The 18,610-nt window shown below is 64.0% G+C and carries 15 protein-coding genes and 2 pseudogenes; 2 read left to right on the forward strand and 15 right to left on the reverse strand.

The window, feature by feature from the left end; genetic code table 11:
- Positions 1 to 47: 47 nt before the first annotated feature.
- Positions 48 to 1,883 carry a dihydroxy-acid dehydratase gene (gene ilvD, locus PVW49_RS16555; protein ID WP_274591083.1) on the reverse strand — a complete coding sequence of 612 codons (1,836 nt, stop codon included), beginning with the start codon at positions 1,881 to 1,883 and terminating at the stop codon, positions 48 to 50.
- 224 nt (positions 1,884 to 2,107) lie between these two features.
- On the opposite strand from ilvD, the gene PVW49_RS16560 reads away from it, so the two are divergent.
- Positions 2,108 to 3,484: a hypothetical protein gene (locus PVW49_RS16560; RefSeq protein ID WP_274591084.1), complete on the forward strand. Its 1,377-nt coding sequence runs from the start codon at positions 2,108 to 2,110 to the stop codon at positions 3,482 to 3,484.
- 59 nt (positions 3,485 to 3,543) lie between these two features.
- Here the strand turns inward: PVW49_RS16560 and PVW49_RS16565 are convergent, their stop codons facing one another.
- The 13 genes and pseudogenes from PVW49_RS16565 to PVW49_RS16625 form a co-directional block, all read right to left on the reverse strand.
- On the reverse strand, positions 3,544 to 4,770 hold the full coding sequence (locus PVW49_RS16565) for an acyl-CoA dehydrogenase (RefSeq protein WP_074835648.1): 1,227 nt from the start codon (positions 4,768 to 4,770) through the stop codon (positions 3,544 to 3,546).
- 139 nt (positions 4,771 to 4,909) lie between these two features.
- Complete coding sequence (phoB, locus tag PVW49_RS16570) at positions 4,910 to 5,599, reverse strand: phosphate regulon transcriptional regulator PhoB (RefSeq protein WP_048531753.1); 690 nt, start codon at positions 5,597 to 5,599, stop codon at positions 4,910 to 4,912.
- Positions 5,600 to 5,602: 3 nt separating this feature from the next.
- A complete protein-coding gene (gene phoU / locus PVW49_RS16575) occupies positions 5,603 to 6,322 on the reverse strand; it encodes a phosphate signaling complex protein PhoU (RefSeq protein ID WP_170850514.1) in 720 nt (239 codons plus the stop codon).
- A gap of 10 nt (positions 6,323 to 6,332) precedes the next feature.
- A complete protein-coding gene (gene pstB / locus PVW49_RS16580) occupies positions 6,333 to 7,130 on the reverse strand; it encodes a phosphate ABC transporter ATP-binding protein PstB (RefSeq protein WP_048531750.1) in 798 nt (265 codons plus the stop codon).
- 14 nt (positions 7,131 to 7,144) lie between these two features.
- A pseudogene (gene pstA / locus PVW49_RS23760) lies at positions 7,145 to 7,831 on the reverse strand (phosphate ABC transporter permease PstA); the annotation flags it as partial.
- A gap of 624 nt (positions 7,832 to 8,455) precedes the next feature.
- Positions 8,456 to 8,944, reverse strand: a pseudogene (locus PVW49_RS23765) (DUF3333 domain-containing protein); the annotation flags it as partial.
- Between the two features lie 14 nt (positions 8,945 to 8,958).
- On the reverse strand, positions 8,959 to 10,335 hold the full coding sequence (gene pstC, locus PVW49_RS16595) for a phosphate ABC transporter permease subunit PstC (RefSeq protein WP_048531748.1): 1,377 nt from the start codon (positions 10,333 to 10,335) through the stop codon (positions 8,959 to 8,961).
- 117 nt (positions 10,336 to 10,452) lie between these two features.
- Positions 10,453 to 11,433: a substrate-binding domain-containing protein gene (locus PVW49_RS16600; protein ID WP_048531747.1), complete on the reverse strand. Its 981-nt coding sequence runs from the start codon at positions 11,431 to 11,433 to the stop codon at positions 10,453 to 10,455.
- 345 nt (positions 11,434 to 11,778) lie between these two features.
- Complete coding sequence (locus PVW49_RS16605) at positions 11,779 to 12,825, reverse strand: sensor histidine kinase (protein ID WP_048531746.1); 1,047 nt, start codon at positions 12,823 to 12,825, stop codon at positions 11,779 to 11,781.
- A gap of 2 nt (positions 12,826 to 12,827) precedes the next feature.
- Complete coding sequence (locus PVW49_RS16610) at positions 12,828 to 14,009, reverse strand: trans-sulfuration enzyme family protein (protein ID WP_074835643.1); 1,182 nt, start codon at positions 14,007 to 14,009, stop codon at positions 12,828 to 12,830.
- Entirely contained in the window at positions 14,010 to 14,531 is a 522-nt protein-coding gene (locus PVW49_RS16615) for a gamma carbonic anhydrase family protein (RefSeq protein WP_074835642.1), read from the reverse strand.
- Positions 14,528 to 15,175: a guanylate kinase gene (gene gmk, locus PVW49_RS16620; RefSeq protein WP_048531743.1), complete on the reverse strand. Its 648-nt coding sequence runs from the start codon at positions 15,173 to 15,175 to the stop codon at positions 14,528 to 14,530. The genes PVW49_RS16615 and gmk overlap by 4 nt, the downstream gene beginning before the upstream one ends.
- Before the next feature lie 5 nt (positions 15,176 to 15,180).
- Positions 15,181 to 16,071: a YicC/YloC family endoribonuclease gene (locus tag PVW49_RS16625; RefSeq protein WP_274591085.1), complete on the reverse strand. Its 891-nt coding sequence runs from the start codon at positions 16,069 to 16,071 to the stop codon at positions 15,181 to 15,183.
- Positions 16,072 to 16,347: 276 nt separating this feature from the next.
- On the opposite strand from PVW49_RS16625, the gene PVW49_RS16630 reads away from it, so the two are divergent.
- A complete protein-coding gene (locus tag PVW49_RS16630; protein ID WP_074835637.1) occupies positions 16,348 to 17,043 on the forward strand; it encodes a PAS domain-containing protein in 696 nt (231 codons plus the stop codon).
- 94 nt (positions 17,044 to 17,137) lie between these two features.
- Here the strand turns inward: PVW49_RS16630 and PVW49_RS16635 are convergent, their stop codons facing one another.
- Positions 17,138 to 18,508 carry a class II 3-deoxy-7-phosphoheptulonate synthase gene (locus PVW49_RS16635; RefSeq protein ID WP_074835636.1) on the reverse strand — a complete coding sequence of 457 codons (1,371 nt, stop codon included), beginning with the start codon at positions 18,506 to 18,508 and terminating at the stop codon, positions 17,138 to 17,140.
- Positions 18,509 to 18,610: the final 102 nt, after the last annotated feature.

The following is an 18,610-nucleotide window of genomic DNA, read 5'->3' on the forward strand; positions in this document are numbered from 1 at the left end:
GTCCAGAAAAATAGACGGGCAGGGGCCGGAGGCCGGCCCCGCCGTGATTAATCGACCATGCGCACCGCGCCGCGCGCGGCCGAGGTGGTCAGCGCCGCATAGGCCTTGAGCGCCGTCGAGATCTTGCGCTTGCGCGGCTGGGCCGGCTTCCAGCCTTCGGCCTCGCGGGTTTCGCGCCGCGCCGCCAGTTCGGCATCGTCGACCGCCAGGTGAATGGTGCGGTTCGGGATGTCGATCTCGATCTTGTCGCCCTGTTCGACCAGGCCGATGGTGCCGCCTTCGGCCGCTTCGGGCGAGACGTGGCCGATCGACAGCCCCGAGGTGCCGCCAGAAAAGCGACCATCGGTCAGCAGGGCGCAATCCTTGCCCAGACCCTTGGATTTCAGATAGCTCGTCGGATAGAGCATTTCCTGCATGCCGGGGCCGCCGCGCGGGCCTTCATAGCGGATCACCACCACATCGCCGGCCTTGACCTTGCCGGTCAGGATGTCGCTGACCGCCTGGTCCTGGCTTTCGCAGACATAGGCGTTGCCGGTGAATTTCAAGATGCTGGCATCGACGCCGGCGGTTTTCACGATACAGCCGTCCTCGGCGATATTGCCGAACAGCACCGCAAGCCCGCCGTCCTGGCTGAAGGCATGTTCCTTCGACCGGATCACACCGCCTTGGCGGTCGGTGTCGAGATCCTTGAAGCGGTTCGACTGGCTGAAGGCCTGGGTCGTGCGCACGCCACCGGGCGCGGCCTTGAACAGCTGCTCGGCCTCGGGGTTGTTGGCGATCTTGATGTCCCAATGGCCAATCGCCTCGGCCATGGTCGAACTGTGCACGGTGCAGGTCTCGCCATGCAGGAGGTTCGCCCTGTAAAGCTCTCCGAGGATTGAGAAAATCCCGCCAGCGCGGTGCACGTCCTCCATGTGGACATTCTCGATGTTGGGCGCCACCTTGCACAGGCACGGCACCTTGCGGCTCAGCCGGTCGATGTCCTGCATGGTAAAATCGACGCCGCCTTCATGGGCGATGGCCAGCAGGTGCAGCACCGTATTGGTCGATCCGCCCATGGCAATATCGAGGCTCATGGCGTTTTCAAACGCTTCGAACGTGGCAATCTCACGCGGGAGAAAGCCTTTTTCTTCAAGCTGATAGTGGCGTTTTGTGATCTCGACGATCTGGCGGCCGGCTTGCAGGAACAGGTTCTTGCGGTCGGCATGGGTGGCCAGGGTCGAGCCATTGCCCGGCAGCGCCAGGCCCAGCGCTTCGGCGAGGCAGTTCATCGAGTTGGCGGTGAACATGCCCGAGCAGCTGCCGCAAGTCGGGCAGGCGTTTTCCTCGATATGCTGGACCTGTTCGTCGGTCATCGTATCGCTGGCCGCGGCGACCATGGCATCGACAAGGTCGATCTTCTTCATGTCGAGTTCTTCGATGTCGATCTTGCCGGCTTCCATCGGACCGCCAGAGACAAAGATCGCCGGGATGTTCAGCCGCATCGCGGCCATCAGCATGCCGGGGGTGATCTTGTCGCAGTTCGAGATGCAGACCATGGCATCGGCGCAATGGGCGTTGACCATATATTCGACGCTGTCGGCAATCACTTCGCGCGACGGCAGGCTGTAGAGCATGCCGTCGTGGCCCATGGCAATCCCGTCGTCGACGGCGATGGTGTTGAATTCCTTGGCAACGCCACCGGCGGCCTCGACCTCGCGGGCGACCATCTGGCCGAGGTCTTTGAGGTGCACGTGACCGGGCACGAACTGGGTAAAGGAGTTGACGATGGCGACGATCGGCTTGCCGAAATCACCGTCAGTCATGCCCGTTGCGCGCCAGAGCCCGCGCGCGCCGGCCATATTGCGTCCATGGGTCGAAGTTCTGGATCGGTAATGTGGCATATCGGCTTCCTTTTCCTTTGTGAACAGGAACAATATTCAGCCGGCAAAGGCAAGAGCGGCCTGGGCAAATCCCCGTGTTCGGTGGATGGATACTTGTCAAGTTTATACATAATACCGATTATACGAATATTGACCTGCCGCGATTCCACCCCCTTGATCCGCCCTTGATCGATGCCTTCCTCTCACTGTAGGCTTGGCTCAAGGACCACTCGGGAGTGTTTCCAGTGACCGGTTACCTCAAGAGATGCAGTGCCGCGCTTCTGACGGCGACGTTTCTGGCACCGCCCGCGGCGGCACTGGAGATTACCTCAGGCACGCTGGGTCTTTGCCAGGCCACGCTGCGCGGTGAGATTGCGCCCGGCGATGCCGACTTGCTCAGCACGCTGACGCTCGAGCAGCCGCTGCCCTGGCCATCGAACGAGGACGGACGCTGGAAGACGCTCTGCCTCGACAGCGCCGGCGGAGACTTCACCGAAAGCCTTCAGATTGCGCGATACCTGATTGATAACAGGATCGGAACGGCGATTGCCGAAGATGCGGCCTGTACCGGCACCTGCGGCCTGATCTTCATGTTCGGCACCGCCGCCCAGGGTGCCGCGCCGGGGCTGACGCATCGCATTCTGCATGTCGGCGGCACATTACGCTTTGACGCGCCCGATATCGGCGATACCGCCACCAGCGATCTTCTTCTTCGCTTCTATGCCCTCGCGGCGCAGCCACGTCCCGATGTGCCGCGGCCCTTCCTTGACGCCGATCTGGCGGCGGCGCTGCGCGGCGCGTCGGCAAGGCTGACGATCGATACGGTGAACAAGGCCGGACGCTGGGATATCGGCCTCACGGGCTTCGATGCTCCGGCATTATCGGATCGCGGCTTTTTCCATGCATGTCATAATCTTACCGCATGGCCCTCACGTCTTGCGCAAAGTCAGATCGCGTTCGAGCGCAACGATGATGTCTTTCAGCTTTCGGTCTCGAGCTGGACGGCGGGCGGCGCCGTGCGCGACCGCTACGAGCTGCAATTCGCCAGCGAGGACGTGCATGAATGCGCTGCCACCGTGACCGCCACAAGCGATGGCACGCCCTTGCCGCTGATCTGTGGCATAGATGGTTCCGAAAACACCGGCATCGGGCCCGACGATTGCGGCGATCCGGACCTGATGTACCTCTGGGCGCCGATCCCGGCGCTGGCGATGGTGCCGGCTGACACCAGCCTGACCGCGCTGGCCGAAGGCCGGGCCCTGCCCGCCTCTGCCGACAATGGCCACTTGACAAGACCCACGCCCTGCCGGTCCGTAGATGGTGAGGCCGAGGTTGTAAACGTAAACAACTACACATCCTTGCGCGCCGAACCTACGGTAGAGGCTGAAAAGATCGACGAGCTTCCCCTGGGCGCGACCTTTGCGATCGGCGACAGCTTTACCGCCAATACCGATCATGACGATCACGCGGCCTGTGCCGCGCTCTGTGTTGCCGCTAATGCCGGCAAGGGATTCGACCGCGCGGCGCTTGCCACCTGCGTGGACGAGAACTGGATGTGGTGGGAGATCACCGGTCCCGCGGGCGAGACCGGTTTTGCCAGCGCCAAGTTCCTCGACTTTTGACTTCCTGGACTTTTGACGGGCCGGCACAGCGCGCCCGGCGGTGATCGCCGGGCCGTGGTTCAGAAAAACGCCTGAAGCCCGGTCTGTGCCCGTCCGAGGATCAGCGCATGCACGTCATGGGTGCCCTCGTAGGTGTTCACCGTCTCGAGGTTGACCATGTGGCGGATCACCTGGAATTCGCCGGAGATGCCGTTGCCGCCGTGCATGTCGCGGGCCAGACGCGCGATATCCAGCGCCTTGCCGCAGTTGTTGCGTTTGATCAGGCTGATCATCTCGGGCGCGGCATTGGCCTCGTCCATCAACCGTCCGACCTGAAGCGCGGCCTGAAGGCCGAGGGTGATCTCGGTCTGCATGTCGGCCAGCTTTTTCTGGAAAAGCTGGGTGCCGGCAATCGGCTTGCCGAACTGGCTGCGGTCGAGTCCGTAGCCCCGCGCCGCGTGCCAGCAGAACTCGGCCGCCCCCATGGCGCCCCAGGCAATGCCATAGCGCGCCCGGTTGAGGCAGCCGAACGGCCCCTTGAGGCCCGAGACATTGGGCAGAAGCGCGTCTTCGCCGACCTCGACACCATCAAGCACAATCTCGCCGGTGACCGAGGTGCGCAACGACAGCTTGTTGCCGATTTTCGGGGCCGAAAGCCCCTTGGCGCTTTTCTCGAGCACAAAGCCCTTGATCTTGCCGTCATGGGCATCGGATTTGGCCCAGACGACAAAGACATCGGCGATCGGCGCATTCGAAATCCACATTTTGGAGCCGGTCAGCCGATAGCCCCCGTCGATCTTCTGCGCCCGGGTCTTCATGCCGCCGGGGTCGGAGCCGGCGTCCGGCTCGGTCAGGCCGAAACAGCCGATCAGCTCGCCTTTTGCAAGCCCCGGCAGGTACTTGCGCCGTTGCTCCTCGGTGCCGTAGGCATAGATCGGATACATCACCAGACTGGATTGCACCGACATCATCGAACGATAGCCGCTGTCGATCCGCTCGATCTCGCGCGCGACGAGGCCGTAGGTCACATAGCCGGCGCCGATGCCGCCATAGGTCTCGGGGATGGTGGTGCCAAGCAGGCCCATCTCGCCCATCTCGGCAAAAAGCTCCGGCGCGACGGTCTCGTTTTCATAGGCGTCGATCACCCGTGGCGCGAGCTTCTCGTCGGCGTATGCGCGGGCGGCCTCGGCCACCATGCGCTCCTCCTCGGTAAGCTGATCTGACAGGCGCAGCGGATCGGACCAGTCGAACCGGCCAAGATCGGGCGCATCCTTGGGCTTCAGTGGGGTCACATCTAGTGCAGACATCGGCGGGCCTCCCGTAGTTCCCGGTGAATTGCGCAAAGAGTACCGCATCGCCGGGGAAGAAGGAAACCGCGATTTGATCAAATGATCTCGCGAATATACTCCGGGGCAGGCGCGACCGCCCTGCCCCGGCACAGGCCCGTCAGCCCAGCGCGTAGCCCGCGCCGCGCACGGTGCGCAGCGGATCTCCGCCGCCATGCTGGCAAAGCGCCTTGCGCAGCCGGCCGATGTGGACATCGACGGTGCGGGTGTCGACATAGATGTCGCGGCCCCAGACCCGATCAAGCAGCTGCTCGCGCGTCCAGACCCGGCCGGGTTTCTCCATGAAGGTGGTCAGCAGACGAAACTCGGTCGGCCCCAGCTTCAGCGGCTGTTCGGCGCGGGTCACCCGGTGGGTCTCGCTGTCGAGCACGATGTCCTCGTACTCCAGCCGCTCGCCGACGCTGGCCGGCCGCGTGCGGCGCAATTGCGCGCGCACCCGGGCCATCAGTTCGACCACCGAATAGGGTTTCACCACATAATCGTCGGCGCCGGTTTCCAGCCCCCGCACCCGGTCCACCTCTTCGGCTCGGGCCGAAAGCATGATGACCGGCACCGCGCGGGTTTCGGGCCGGGATTTGAGCCGGCGGCATACTTCGATGCCCGACACATTGGGCAGCATCCAGTCCAGAACGATGATGTCCGGCGATTCCTCTTCGGCCAGCAGCAGCGCCTGTTCGCCATCCTCGGCGCGGCTCACCCGAAAGCCTTCGGCCTCGAGATTGTAGGACAGCACTTCACGCTGGGCCGGCTCGTCCTCGACGACCAGCACCGTGGGTTGTTCGACCGACATGGCTCAGGCTCCCGGCTCCGGCGAAAGCGACTTGTCAAAGGACGTCTTGTCACCTTTCTGCCGTTCGTCGGGCATGGCACCTTCGACGAGGAACACCACCTGCTCGGCCACCGAGGTCACATGGTCGCCCATCCGCTCGAGGTTCTTGGCGATGAAATGCAGGTGCATGCAGGCGGTGATGTTGCGCGGATCCTCCATCATGAAGGTGAGGAATTCGCGGAAGGTGGCATTGTACATCTGGTCGACGTCGCGGTCGCGCAGGATGACGTCGCGGGCCAGTGCCGCGTCGCGCTGGATATAGCTGTCCAGCGCATCCTTGAGCATCACCTCGACCGCGCGGGCCATGCGGCGCAGGGCGGCGGTGGCGCCGTCGATCTGGGTCAGTTGCATCAGGACCGAATTGCGCTTGGCCATGTTCTTGGCCAGATCGCCGATCCGCTCCAGATCGTTCGAGGTCTTCATCACCGAGAGGATCACCCGCAGGTCGACCGCCGTCGGCGCGCGCAGGGCGATCACCCGGGCGGCCTCTTCGTGGATCAGCTCGTCAAGCTCGTCGATCACCTTGTCGCCACGGCGCACCTTGTCGCTGAGCTCTTCGTCGCGGGTCTCGAGCGCTTCGGCGGCGTCGAGGATCGCCTGTTCGACCAGCCCGCCCATCTTCATGATCCGCGCCTGGATGCCTTCGAGATCGCGGTCGAAGGAACTTACGATGTGCTCTTGCATGATATGCTCCTTACCCGATCCGACCGGTGATGTAGCTTTCGGTGCGGGGATCTTCGGGGTTGGTAAAGATTTTCGAGGTATCGCCGAATTCCACCAGGTTGCCGAGGTGGAAAAAGGCGGTCTTCTGGCTGACCCGCGCGGCCTGCTGCATCGAGTGGGTCACGATCACCACCGAATATTGCGAGCGCAGCTCGTCGATCAGTTCTTCGACCTGGGCGGTGGCAATCGGGTCAAGCGCCGAACAGGGTTCGTCCATCAACAGGACTTCCGGTTCCGTCGCCACCGCGCGGGCGATGCAGAGCCGCTGCTGCTGGCCGCCGGAAAGCCCGGTGCCGGGTGCATGCAGCCGATCCTTGACCTCATCCCAGATGGCGCCGCGGCGGAGCGATTTTTCGACGATCACGTCGAGATCGGCCTTGTTCTTGGCCAGGCCGTGGATGCGCGGGCCATAAGCGATATTGTCGTAGATCGACTTCGGGAAGGGGTTCGGCTTCTGGAACACCATGCCCACCTTGGCGCGCAGCTGCACCGGATCGACCTTCTTGTCGTAGATGTCTTCGCCATCGAGACGGATATCGCCTTCGACGCGGCAGATGTCGATGGTGTCGTTCATCCGGTTGAGGCACCGCAGGAAGGTCGACTTGCCGCAGCCTGACGGGCCGATGAAGGCGGTCACGGTATTGGCTTCGATCTGGACGTCGACATTCTTGATGGCGTGGGTGTCGCCGTAATAGACGTCGACATTGTTCGCCGAGAACTTGATCTCGTTGCTCGTCACTGCGGTCTCCGCTTTCGGGGTATCGTACATCGGGGTTCCTTTCGTTACCAGCGGCGCTCGAACCGGCGGCGCAGGACAATGGCCAGAAGGTTCATGAGGACCAGGAAGAGAAGCAGGACGCAGATCGCCGCCGCTGTGCGCGCCTCGAACGCGCGTTCGGGAAAGTCGGACCAGCGGTAGACCTGCACCGGCAGAACGGTCGCGCTGTCGGTGATGCCGGTGGGCACGTCGACGATGAAGGCCACCATGCCGATCATGATCAGCGGTGCGGTTTCCCCCAGCGCCTGCGCCATGCCGATGATGGTGCCGGTCAGGATGCCGGGCATCGCCAGCGGCAGAACATGGTGAAAGCTGGCCTGCACGTTGGAGGCACCCACACCCAGGGCGGCTTCGCGGATCGAGGGCGGCACCGCCTGAATGGCGGCGCGGGCGGCGATGATGATCGTCGGCAGGGTCATCAGCGCCAGCACGATCCCGCCGGCCAAGGGCGCCGAGCGTGGCACGCCGAAGACGTTGAGAAAGACCGCCAGACCCAGCAGGCCAAAGACGATCGAGGGCACCGCAGCGAGGTTGTTGATATTCACCTCGAGGAAGTTGGTGAAGCGGTTCTTGGGGGCGAATTCCTCGAGATAGATCGCGCCCAGCACGCCGATCGGAAAGGCCAGCCCGAAGGTCACGGCCATGGTCAGCAGCGAGCCCACCAGCGCACCGCGGATACCCGCCAGTTCCGGCGCCCGGCTGTCGGCCGAGGTAAAGAAGCGCCAGTTGAAGGTTTCCTTGATCTGGCCCCGGTCCTTGAGCGTCTCGATCCAGACGATCTGGTGATCCGTGACCTTGCGCGAGGATTCCGGCTGGCTGGTGGTATAGAACCCCCAGTCGGTGCTGGCCTCGATCGGCAGCGCGGTCCGGGTCATGACCTCGCCACGCGCTCGGGTCAGGCTGACCTCGGTCAGCCGGATCCAGCCGCCGCCGGCCTTGACCAGAAGCGAGATGTTCTCGTCGTCCACCTCTTCGGTGCCGCCTGCTGCACGGGCCCGCGCCTCGATGGCGGCGGCTTCGTCCAGCAGCTCCTGTTCGTTGGCTCGGGCCTTTTCGGCCTTTTCAAGCTGTTCGGTGCGATCCTCTTCGGTTTCGGCCGCTTTGGCGCGTTCGGTATAGACCGCCACGGCATTGGTCTGACGCGCCGCCTTGACGCGCAGATCCTCGGCGTCGGTAAACAGCCGCGCCTTCACCTGCGTCAGCGCGCCCGAGAAATCCTCGGCGGTGCTGGTCAGGATCAGATCGCCATCGTCGCTCTCCTGCACGCTCAGGCTGCCGCTGACCGGCTCCTGGTTCAGCGTGCCGTATTCGTCCTTGAGATAGAGATCGGTCACGTCGGAGGCGAGGAAATCATAGGTGATCGTCTCGCCCAGAAGCCCGGGTTCGGCGGTGATCTTGTCGGCAAGCTCAAAGGGCGCACCGCCGGAGATCAGGTTGCCCAGGGCCCGCCGTTCGGTGCGGCCGCTGGCCTCGGGAAAGGCGTCGCGCATGACCTGTGTGGTCAGACCGTCGAAATCCGCGCGCAGGATCTCGTTGCCGGTGGCGTCTGCGGAAATGCCAAGCGCCTCGGGGTCGAGCGTCACCTCGGCGGTGATGTAATGTTCGGTCATTGCCCGGGAAGCCTGGGCCACGACCGAGCTGAGCAGCGCGACGAGGGCGAAGCCGGCAATGCCGATGGCGGCGATGCCGTAGGCCTTGAGCCGCAGTTCGGCCCAGCGCCGACGTTTCAGGCGCGACGAGCCGGCGGTTATGCTGCCGTGATCGAAGCCGCGACCGCCTTGGGGATTGGTGGAGATATCAGCCATGTCTCAATGCCTTCTCAGTCGTACTTTTCACGGTACTTCGCGACAAGCCGCTGCGCCGCCATGTTCATGATCAGGGTCAGCACGAAGAGCGTGAACCCCAGGGTAAAGGCCGGACCGGCCGCAGTTTCGGCCTCGGTGTCGCCGGTGATCAGCGCCACGATCTGCACCGTCACGGTGGTCACCGCCTCGAGCGGGTTGGCCGTCAGGTTGGCGCCCTGCCCGGCCGCCATCACCACGATCATCGTCTCGCCGATGGCGCGGCTCACCGCCAGCAGAACCGCCGAGACGATCCCCGGCAGCGCCGCCGGCAGCACCACCTGCTGCATGGTTTCCGCCTTGGTCGCGCCGAGGCCGAGCGAGGCGTCGCGCAGCGATTGCGGCACCGAGTTGATGACGTCGTCCGACAGCGACGAGATGAAGGGAATGATCATCACCCCCATCACGATCCCCGCCGCCAAGGCCGATTCAGAGGCGACGCGGATACCGATCGCCTCGCCGCCGTCGCGCAGCAAGGGCGCCAGAGTGATCGCGGCAAAGAAGCCGTAGACCACCGTCGGAATGCCGGCGAGAATTTCCAGCATCGGCTTGGCAAAGGCACGCACCCGCGCCGAGGCGAAATCCGACAGATAGATCGCCGCGAACAATCCCACCGGCACCGCCACGATCATGGCGATCAGGGTGATCAGCAGCGTGCCAGCAAAGAGCGGCAGCGCCCCCACCTTGTCGGCGTCCATCTTGCCCTCGAAGACACCCGAGAGCGGGCTCCAGGTGGTGCCGAAGAGATATTTGTGGATCTGCCAGTCGATGGCGCTGAAAAAGCGCATCGTCTCGAAGATCAGCGACAGCACGATGCCGATGGTGGTCAGGATGGCGATCCCGGCCATCACCAGAAGCACCGCGCGGATCACCTTTTCCGAATGGTTGCGGGCGCGCCATTCCGGCGCCACACGGCCATAGGAATAAAGTCCGGCGAGAAAGGCGCCGCCCAGGCCAAGCACGATCAGCGCCCAGCTGTGGATGGCATCGAGCCGCGCGAACCGCAGGGCCAGCGCCTGGCGCAATTCGCCGCTTTCCGAGGAAATCCGCCCTTCGGCGATGGCGCGGGCGTCGGACAGGATCAGCTGGCGTTCGATGATCGCGGCGTCGGGCGCGGCCTCGGCGATCTGGGACATCAGGCTGGAAGTGACCCACCAGTTGCCGAAGATGACAAGGAAAAGAAGAATGCCCCAGCCGCTGATCAGCACCCAGAGGAAGCTGTGCAGACCGTGGTAGGACGGGCGGGAATGCAGATGCACGTCATCGGTTGCGGCCACCTTGGCGGCGCGGCGGCTGGACAGCAGATAGGCCGCGATTGCCAGCGCGAAAATGGCCAGTGTCAGGGTGAATACCATCAGTCAGGCTCCGGGATACGGCGAGTCGCTCCGGGCCTGACGGGATCACTCCCTGCCCGGAAAAATGAACCGAGGGCGGTAACCCGCCCCCGGTGTATCGTCAATCGCCAAAAGCGATCAGTAGTTTTCCGCGGTCAGCTCGGGCAGGTTTGCCACGGCGTCCTGGTTCTTGGCCATCAGGTCTTCGTCGACCGGGATCAGGCCGAGATCGATCAGATAGCCGTCGTCGCCATTGGCGTTCACGAACTCGGTGGCATATTCGATCACGCCGGGGATGACGCCCACATGCGCGTGCTTGATGTAGAAATACATCGAACGCGACACCGGATAGTCACCGGCGGCGATGGCTTCGAAGGTCGGCTCGACGTCATTGACGACAGCGCCTTTCAGGGCGTCGGCATTCTGGTCGAGGAAGGAGAAGCCGAAGACGCCCAGAGCGCGATCGTTGGCTTCCAGCTTCGACACGATCAGGTTGTCGTTTTCGCCGGATTCGATGTATTTTCCGTCTTCGCGGATGTGCAGACCTTCGCCTTCGCAATCGTCGCCACCGGCCTCTTCACAGCCAGCCGCCATCGCCAGCTCTTCAAAGGCGTCGCGAGTGCCGGAGGTCGGCGGGGGGCCGAGAACCTCGATTTCGACGGCGGGCAGCGCCGGGTCGATCTCGTCCCAGGTGGTGGGCATCGGGCCATTGGCCGCCAGCGCTTCCCAGACCTGACCGAGGGTCAGTTCAAAGTCGGGGCCGGATTTCGCGTTGGCGATGACGATGCCGTCGTAACCGGCGACAACCTCGGTCAGGCTCACACCGTTCTCGATGCAGGTCTCGACTTCGGACTGCTTGATGCGACGCGACGCGTTGGTGATGTCAGGATGCTCTTCGCCGACGCCTGCGCAGAAGAGCTTCACGCCACCGCCCGAGCCGGTGGATTCAACGACCGGCGTGGCGAAATCGGTGGATTTGCCGAATTGCTCTGCCACGGCGGTGGAGAACGGAAACACGGTCGACGAACCGACGATGCGGATCTGGTCGCGCGCGGAAGCGGCAGTTGCGGAAACGGCAGCGATCGCCAGGGTAGAGGCGGTCAGTTTCACAAAGTTCATGGAAGAGCTCCTGTTGTCTCGTATCGGGACGCCGGGGTTACAGCGTCGTGGCGTCCGCTGCGGGCACTGCTAGAGGCCGTCGGCAATGCTTTTGTGACACTTACGTAACGGTTTTATGACAGTGCAGAAGACAGTGCAGTATCCCGGCCACATTCGCGGAGCTCTCCCGAAGATAAGAAAATATCTATCTGATATTGCTTAATAAAAAATCGGCATGTGTCTGGCGACTATCTGGTTTGCAGAGCACTATCAGCCAGGGCGCAGCGCTGCACCCACGGGGCCAAAACCGGCTTGTCCGCCGATTGTGACACTCGGAGATTCGCCAGGCTGTTACGTCACGCAGGGTCAGGCGGGCAGAAGCACCCGGAAGGCCGCGCCCTGCCCCGGCTCGGATTCGATCTGGATGCGGCCGCGATGCCGGCCGATGATGTGTTTGACGATCGCCAGCCCCAACCCGGTGCCGCCCATCTGGCGCGACCGGTGGCTGTCGACGCGATAGAACCGTTCGGTCAGCCGTGGAATATGCACCGGGTCAAAGCCCGGCCCGAAATCGCGCACCACGAGTTCCACCGCATCGCAGCGCATGCGCGGATGATAGGCCGGCGGCGTCAGGCGCACATCGATCCGCTTGCCCTCGGCGCCATATTTGATCGCGTTCTCGATCAGGTTGGTCAGCACCTGCCGCAGCTGATCGGCGTCGCCCGGCACTGACACCGGCGGCTCGGGCACATCCGCCCGGATCTCGAGCCCGGCATCCCCGGCGATCCCGCTCAGGCTCTTGACCACCGAAGTCAGCAATACCGCCAGGTCGATCCGGCTGGTCGGCCGCATCCGCTCGGTCGCCTCGACACGGTTGAGCGACAGCAGATCGCCCACCAGCCGGTTCATCCGTTCGGCCTCGGCCTCCATGATGCCGAGAAACCGGTCGCGGGCGGCGGCATCCTCGCGCGCCGGGCCATGCAGAATGGTCTCGATAAAGCCCAAGAGCGCGGTCAGCGGGGTTTTCAGCTCGTGGCTGACATTGGCCACGAAATCGCGCCGCATCTGGCTGGCCGCCTCCACGTCGGTGACGTCCTCGAAGCTGAGCAGCACACCATGCCGGTCGCCGCGGTGTATCGCGGCGCAGCGGATCGCATAGGTCACGTCCTGCCCGTCTTCGCGCGTCAGGAAACTGGTCTGGCGCGGCGCGTGGTCGCGCAGCGTTGCCTCGACCGTATCCAGCAGCGACGGCTGGCGCAGCGCGGTGATGAAATGCCGGCCCACCGCATTGTTGCCGACCAATCGGAGGGCCGGCCCATTGACGTGATGGATGCGCTCGTCGTCTCCAATCACAACCATCGGCTGCGGCAAGGCATCGACCACCGATTGCAGGAGTTCGCGCGCATCCGTCATCGTCAGATCGCCCGCGCCGCTGCCACCGCGCGGGTGAATTCCGCAATCAGCGCCCCCGGTTCCTCGAGCCCGACCGAGACCCGGAAGAAGCCTTCGGTGATGCCCAATGCCGCACGGGCCTCTTCGCTCAGGCCGCGATGCGAGGACGAGGCCGGATGCGACAATGTCGTGCCGACATCGCCCAGAGTCGGCGCAAAGGCCACGCCCCTTGCGGCCTCGGTCAGCGCATTCGCCTGCGCCCGTCCGCCCGCGATCTCGAACGAGACCATGTTGCAGCCGCCGGTCAGCAATGTCCCGGCCAGCGCGCGATCGGGGTGATCGGCGCGCGTCGGATAGAGCACCCGCCGCACGCCCTCCATGCCGGCCAGCGCCTCGGCCAGCGCCGCCGCCGTGGCCTGCGCCCTTTCGAAGCGGAGATCGAAGGTCATCATCCCGCGTTCGGCCAGCCAGCAGTCGAATGGGCTCGGCGTCATGCCGGTGGTCACCGCGAAATCATACATCGCCTTTTGCAGCGCGGCATCGCGTGCCGCGACCCAGCCCAGGGTCACGTCGGAATGCCCGGCCAGAAGCTTGGTCACCGAATGCAGCACCACATCCGCGCCCAGCTCGAACGGCCGGATGCCGCTCGGGGTGGTAAAGGTGTTGTCGACCACCAGCAGCACGCCCGCCTCTTTCGCCACCGCGGCAATGCCCCGGACATCGGCGACCCGCAAGGTCGGGTTCGACACCACCTCGAGCAGGATCAGCCGCGTTTCCGGCCGCAGCGCCTTGCGAAAGGCCTCCGGGTCGGTCGGATCGGCGAGGCTGGTGGCGATGCCCAGCCGCGGCAGATCCTCCCGCATCATGCGCAGCGAGCGACCGTAAAGCTGATCGCCGCCAATCACATGGTCGCCACTCTTGCACAGCCCCAGCAGCACCGCCGTCACCGCCGCCATGCCCGAGCCCAGCATCAGCCCGTCGTCAACACCCTCCATCGCCGCAATCCGCCGCGCCAGAAGATCGGCGTTGGGATGCCCCTCACGCGCGTAAGTATAGCCCTGCGCCCGCCCCTCATATTGCGAATCCAGCGTATCAGGCGTGTCCGAAGCATAGACCACGGAAGGTGAAAGAGGTGTTACCACCGGCCGGCTGATGCCTTCGGACAGGATCTCGGGGCGGATCAAAGTGCCCTTGTCATTGCGCATCTAAAGCGCCTCCAGCCCGGCGCGGAACCGGCGCATGTTGTCCTGATAATGCCGCGCCGATTTCCGCAGGCCTTCGATCGCCGCATCGTCAAGCTGGCGCACCACCTTGCCCGGCGTGCCCATCACCAGGCTGCCGTCGGGGATCTCCTTGCCTTCGGTGATCAGCGCGCCGGCCCCGATCAGACAGTTGCGCCCGATCCGGGCGCCGTTGAGCACCGTGGCCCCCATGCCGATCAGGGAGTTTTCGCCGATCACACAGCCATGCAGCATCGCCTTGTGGCCGATGGTGCAGCCTGATCCGATACGCAAGGGAAAGCCCGGATCCGTATGACACACAACGTTTTCCTGCACGTTGCTGCCGGCGCCGACGCGGATTTCCTCGTTGTCGCCGCGCAGGGTGCAGCCAAACCAGACAGAACCGCCCGTCTCGACCACGATCCGGCCGATCAGATTGGCATCGGGGGCGATCCAGGTGTCTTCGGCGATCTCCGGGCGAAGGCCGTCAAGGGCATAAAGCGTCATGGCAAATCCTCGAATTCCGATTGCAGTTTGCGCACGTGATCTGTCAGATCGGGCTGTTGCAGCCGGCGCAGGCGGGTGGCGGTCACGATGGTCTTGAGCTTGGCTTCGGTGTGATCCAGATCGTCATTGACCAGAACGAAATCGTAACTGCCCCAATGGCTTATCTCGTCCCAGCTTTTCTGCATCCGTTTCGAGATCACCTCTTCGCTGTCCTGGGCGCGGGTCTCGAGCCGGCGGCGCAGCTCGGTGATCGAGGGCGGCAGTAGAAAGACCGAAAGCGTGTGGCGGCCGAGATCGGAATTCTCGATCAGCTGCGCGCCCTGCCAGTCGATGTCGAACAGCACATCCTTGCCGGCGTTGATCGCCTCTTCCACCGCCGCCTTGGGCGAGCCGTAGAAATTGCCGAAGACATGGGCATGTTCGAGCATCCCGCCCTCGGCCACGGTTTTCTTGAATTCCGCTTCCGAAACAAAGTGATAATCGACGCCGTTCACTTCGCCCGGGCGCGGTTTTCGGGTCGTGGCCGACACCGAGAAGACAATCGAATTGTCCCAGGCCCGCAGCCGTTTGGCGAGCGTCGATTTGCCCGCGCCCGACGGCGAGGACAGGATGATCAAGAGCCCGCGTCGCTTGCTGTCCGCCATGTTTCTCACTCCACGTTCTGAACCTGCTCACGCATCTGGTCGATCACCGCCTTGAGGTCGAGCCCCACGGAGGTGAGCGCGCTGTCGCCGGATTTCGAGCAGAGCGTATTGGCCTCGCGGTTGAACTCCTGCATCAGGAAATCGAGCTTGCGCCCGACGCCCGATTGCGCGGCCACAAGTTCACGCGCTGCCTTTACATGGGCGTGCAAGCGATTGATTTCTTCTGTTATATCCGATTTTACAGCCAGAAGCGCAAGCTCTTGGGCAATCCGGTCTTCGTCGACCTCGGCGGCGCCGTCCAGCACTGCGGCCAGCGCCAGCCTGAGCGTTTCGCGGGCCTTGGGCCGACGCGCCTCGGCCGCGGCCTGGGCGGCGATGACCAGCGTTTCGATCTCGTCGAGATGGGCGGCAAGAACGCTCCGAAGCGTCGCGCCCTCACCTGACCTCATGTCGCAGAAAGAAGCCAGAACTGCTTGAAAATCCTCGACAAGTGCGGTTCGGAGCTGCGCGGTATCGGTGGCCTCCTCGTCCTGTTCCATCATGCCGCGCAAGGCGATGATCTCGGCGGCGGTCGACGGCGCGAGCGATACGTGGCGGGTGATCGCCTGTTGTTCGATCTCGGCCAGCGCGGTGAGCACCTGGTCCAGCTGCTGGCTGTTGAGCCGTTGGGCGCCGGCGGTGTCCTCGCGCGAGAGGCGCAGATTGACCGTGACATTGCCCCGCTTCAACGCGCCGGAGACCTGCTTGCGCAACTCGGTTTCCAACCCCTCGATCCAGTCAGGGACGCGAATGCGCAGGTCGAGCCCCTTGGCGTTGACGCTCCGGATTTCCCAGGTCCAGCTGAAGTCGCCTTTGGCGCCTTGCCCGGCGGCGAAACCTGTCATCGATTGCAGCATCACATTCCCCCGTCCCGGACGCACAACATCTTGCAACGCAAGGGCCCTTATCCGCATGATTTATCAACCGGAATAGGCAATCCCCGTGGTCCGGGCAAGCCGAAATGCCATGCGGAGCGCGACCGGCCGCCGGGCTCCGGGTTAACCAACCGGGCCAAAAATCCCCACAATTCTAGATAACCGTGACATATTAGGAATTGGGTAACCATTGTCGCGCAGAGTGAGAGGCGTAACCTTTCAGGCGACAATGAAAGGGCGGCGATTGAGGGAGAAACCATGTCTTCAGGTGACAGAAAGCCCGGGGTCACCCTCGGGGCATTCCGGGATCTTGGCGGCCCGGCGGACATTCTGCCGTTGGCCGACAAACTGCGCGCCAAGTGGTGCCGGCCCCTGCAACAGGTCGAGGCCTATTGGGAGGCGATGCGCGGTGGGCGCACCGTGCCGCCGCGATCAGAGATCGATCCGCGCGGCATCGAGACCGCGTTGGAGTTTGCCTTTATCGCCGAACAGGTGGCGCCGACCCATGCCCGGCTTCGGATCGGCGGCACCCATCTGTGTGATCTGATGGGCATGGAGGTGCGCGGCATGCCGCTTTCGGCGATGATCGTCCCGGTCTCGCGCGCACGTCTGGCCCCCGCGCTGGAAGAGGTCTTTGCCACGCCCGCGCGGGCCGAGCTTTCGCTCATCGCGGAAAAACGGCTGGGCAAGCCCGCGCTGAGCGGGCGGCTGCTGCTCTTGCCGCTGGCCGATGATTTCGGCGATGTGAACCGGGCTCTCGGGTGTTTTGTCACCGATGGCCCGATCGGCCGCGCTCCGCGCCGCTTCGAGATCGTGCAGGCGGATATCTCGGCGCTCGCCGACCGCCCGCGCCAGCCAACCCAGCCTCAGCCCGTGGCGGGCTTTGGTGATCCTCGGGCCGGGTTCCGGCCGCACAAGGTGCCGCATCTGCGGGTGGTCAAAAGCGACCGCTGACGGCGCTTGGCGGGCCGCAACAGCGTGCCCCCAAAAAATACGCCCCCGCGAAGTTGCGCGAGGGCGTTGATGTGTCACCGGCGATGTCGGACGATCAGCCCGCCAGGCTCGAGGCGTTTGCATCGCGCCGCGCCACCAGTTCCTCGGCCACGAGGAAGGCCAGTTCGAGCGACTGCGAGGCGTTCAGCCGCGGGTCGCAGGCGGTGTGGTAGCGGTCAGATAGATCCTCTTCTGTCACCGCCCGCACGCCGCCGGTGCATTCGGTCACGTCCTGGCCGGTCATCTCGAAATGCACGCCGCCGGGGATCGTGCCCTCGGCCTTGTGCACCGCAAAGAATTCCTTGACCTCGCGCAGCACGCTGTCGAACGGCCGGGTCTTGTAGCCGGTGGCCGATTTGATCGTGTTGCCGTGCATCGGATCGCAGGACCAGACCACATTGGCGCCCTCTTCCTGCACCGCCTTGATCAGCCGCGGCAGGTGCTCGCCCACCGAACCGGCGCCGAAACGCGCGATCAGCGTCAGCTTGCCGGCCTCGTTCTCCGGGTTCAGCTTGGACATCAGCACCTTGAGATCCTCGGCCGTTGTGGTCGGGCCGCATTTCAACCCGATCGGGTTCTGCACGCCGCTGGCAAATTCCACATGCGCACCATCAGGCTGGCGCGTGCGGTCGCCGATCCAGAGCATGTGGCCGGAGCCTGCGAGCCATTTGCCCGACGTGCTGTCCTTGCGGGTCAGCGCCTCTTCGTACTCCAGCAGAAGGCTTTCGTGGCTGGTGTAGAAATCCACCGTCTGAAGCGCATGGTTGTTGTCGCTGGTGACGCCGGCGGCAATCATGAAGTCGAGCGCATCGGTGATCCGCCCGGCCATGGCGCGGTATTTCTCGCTCTCCTCGCGGTCGGTAAAGCCCAGCGTCCACTGGTGGACCTGATGCACATCGGCATAGCCGCCGGTCGAAAAGGCGCGCAGCAGGTTCAGCGTTGCCGCCGCCTGGGTGTAGGCCTGAAGCATCTTCGACGGATCGGGGATGCGGCTTTCGGGGGTGAACTCAAGCTCGTTGATGATGTCGCCACGGTAGCTGGGCAGCTCCTGACCATCCTTGACCTCGGTCGGCGCCGAGCGCGGTTTGGCGAACTGGCCGGCCATGCGGCCGACCTTGACCACCGGCACCTTGGCGCCAAAGGTCAGCACCATCGCCATCTGCAACATCACCTTGAACGTGTCGCGGATGCCGTCGGCCGAAAACTGCTGAAAGCTCTCGGCGCAATCGCCGCCCTGCAACAAAAAGGCCTCGCCGCGCGAGGCATCGGCCAGCCGGGCCTTCAGCGTGCGGGCCTCGCCGGCAAAGACGAGCGGCGGATATTTGGCCAGTTGCGCCTCGACGGCATGCAGGGCCTCCGCGTCGGTATACTCCGGCATCTGAATCCGGGGCTTGTTGCGCCAGTCAGATTTTTGCCACTCGCTCATCTCTCATCTCCGGTGGTTAGCGATATCGGAACGGCCCGCTTATACAAACTCGGGCCCAGAGTGACCATATGCGATTTGCGGCGGGGCTTGACCTTGCCGGGG

The organism is Marinovum sp. PR37 (assembly GCF_028807375.1).
GTDB lineage: Bacteria > Pseudomonadota > Alphaproteobacteria > Rhodobacterales > Rhodobacteraceae > Marinovum > Marinovum algicola.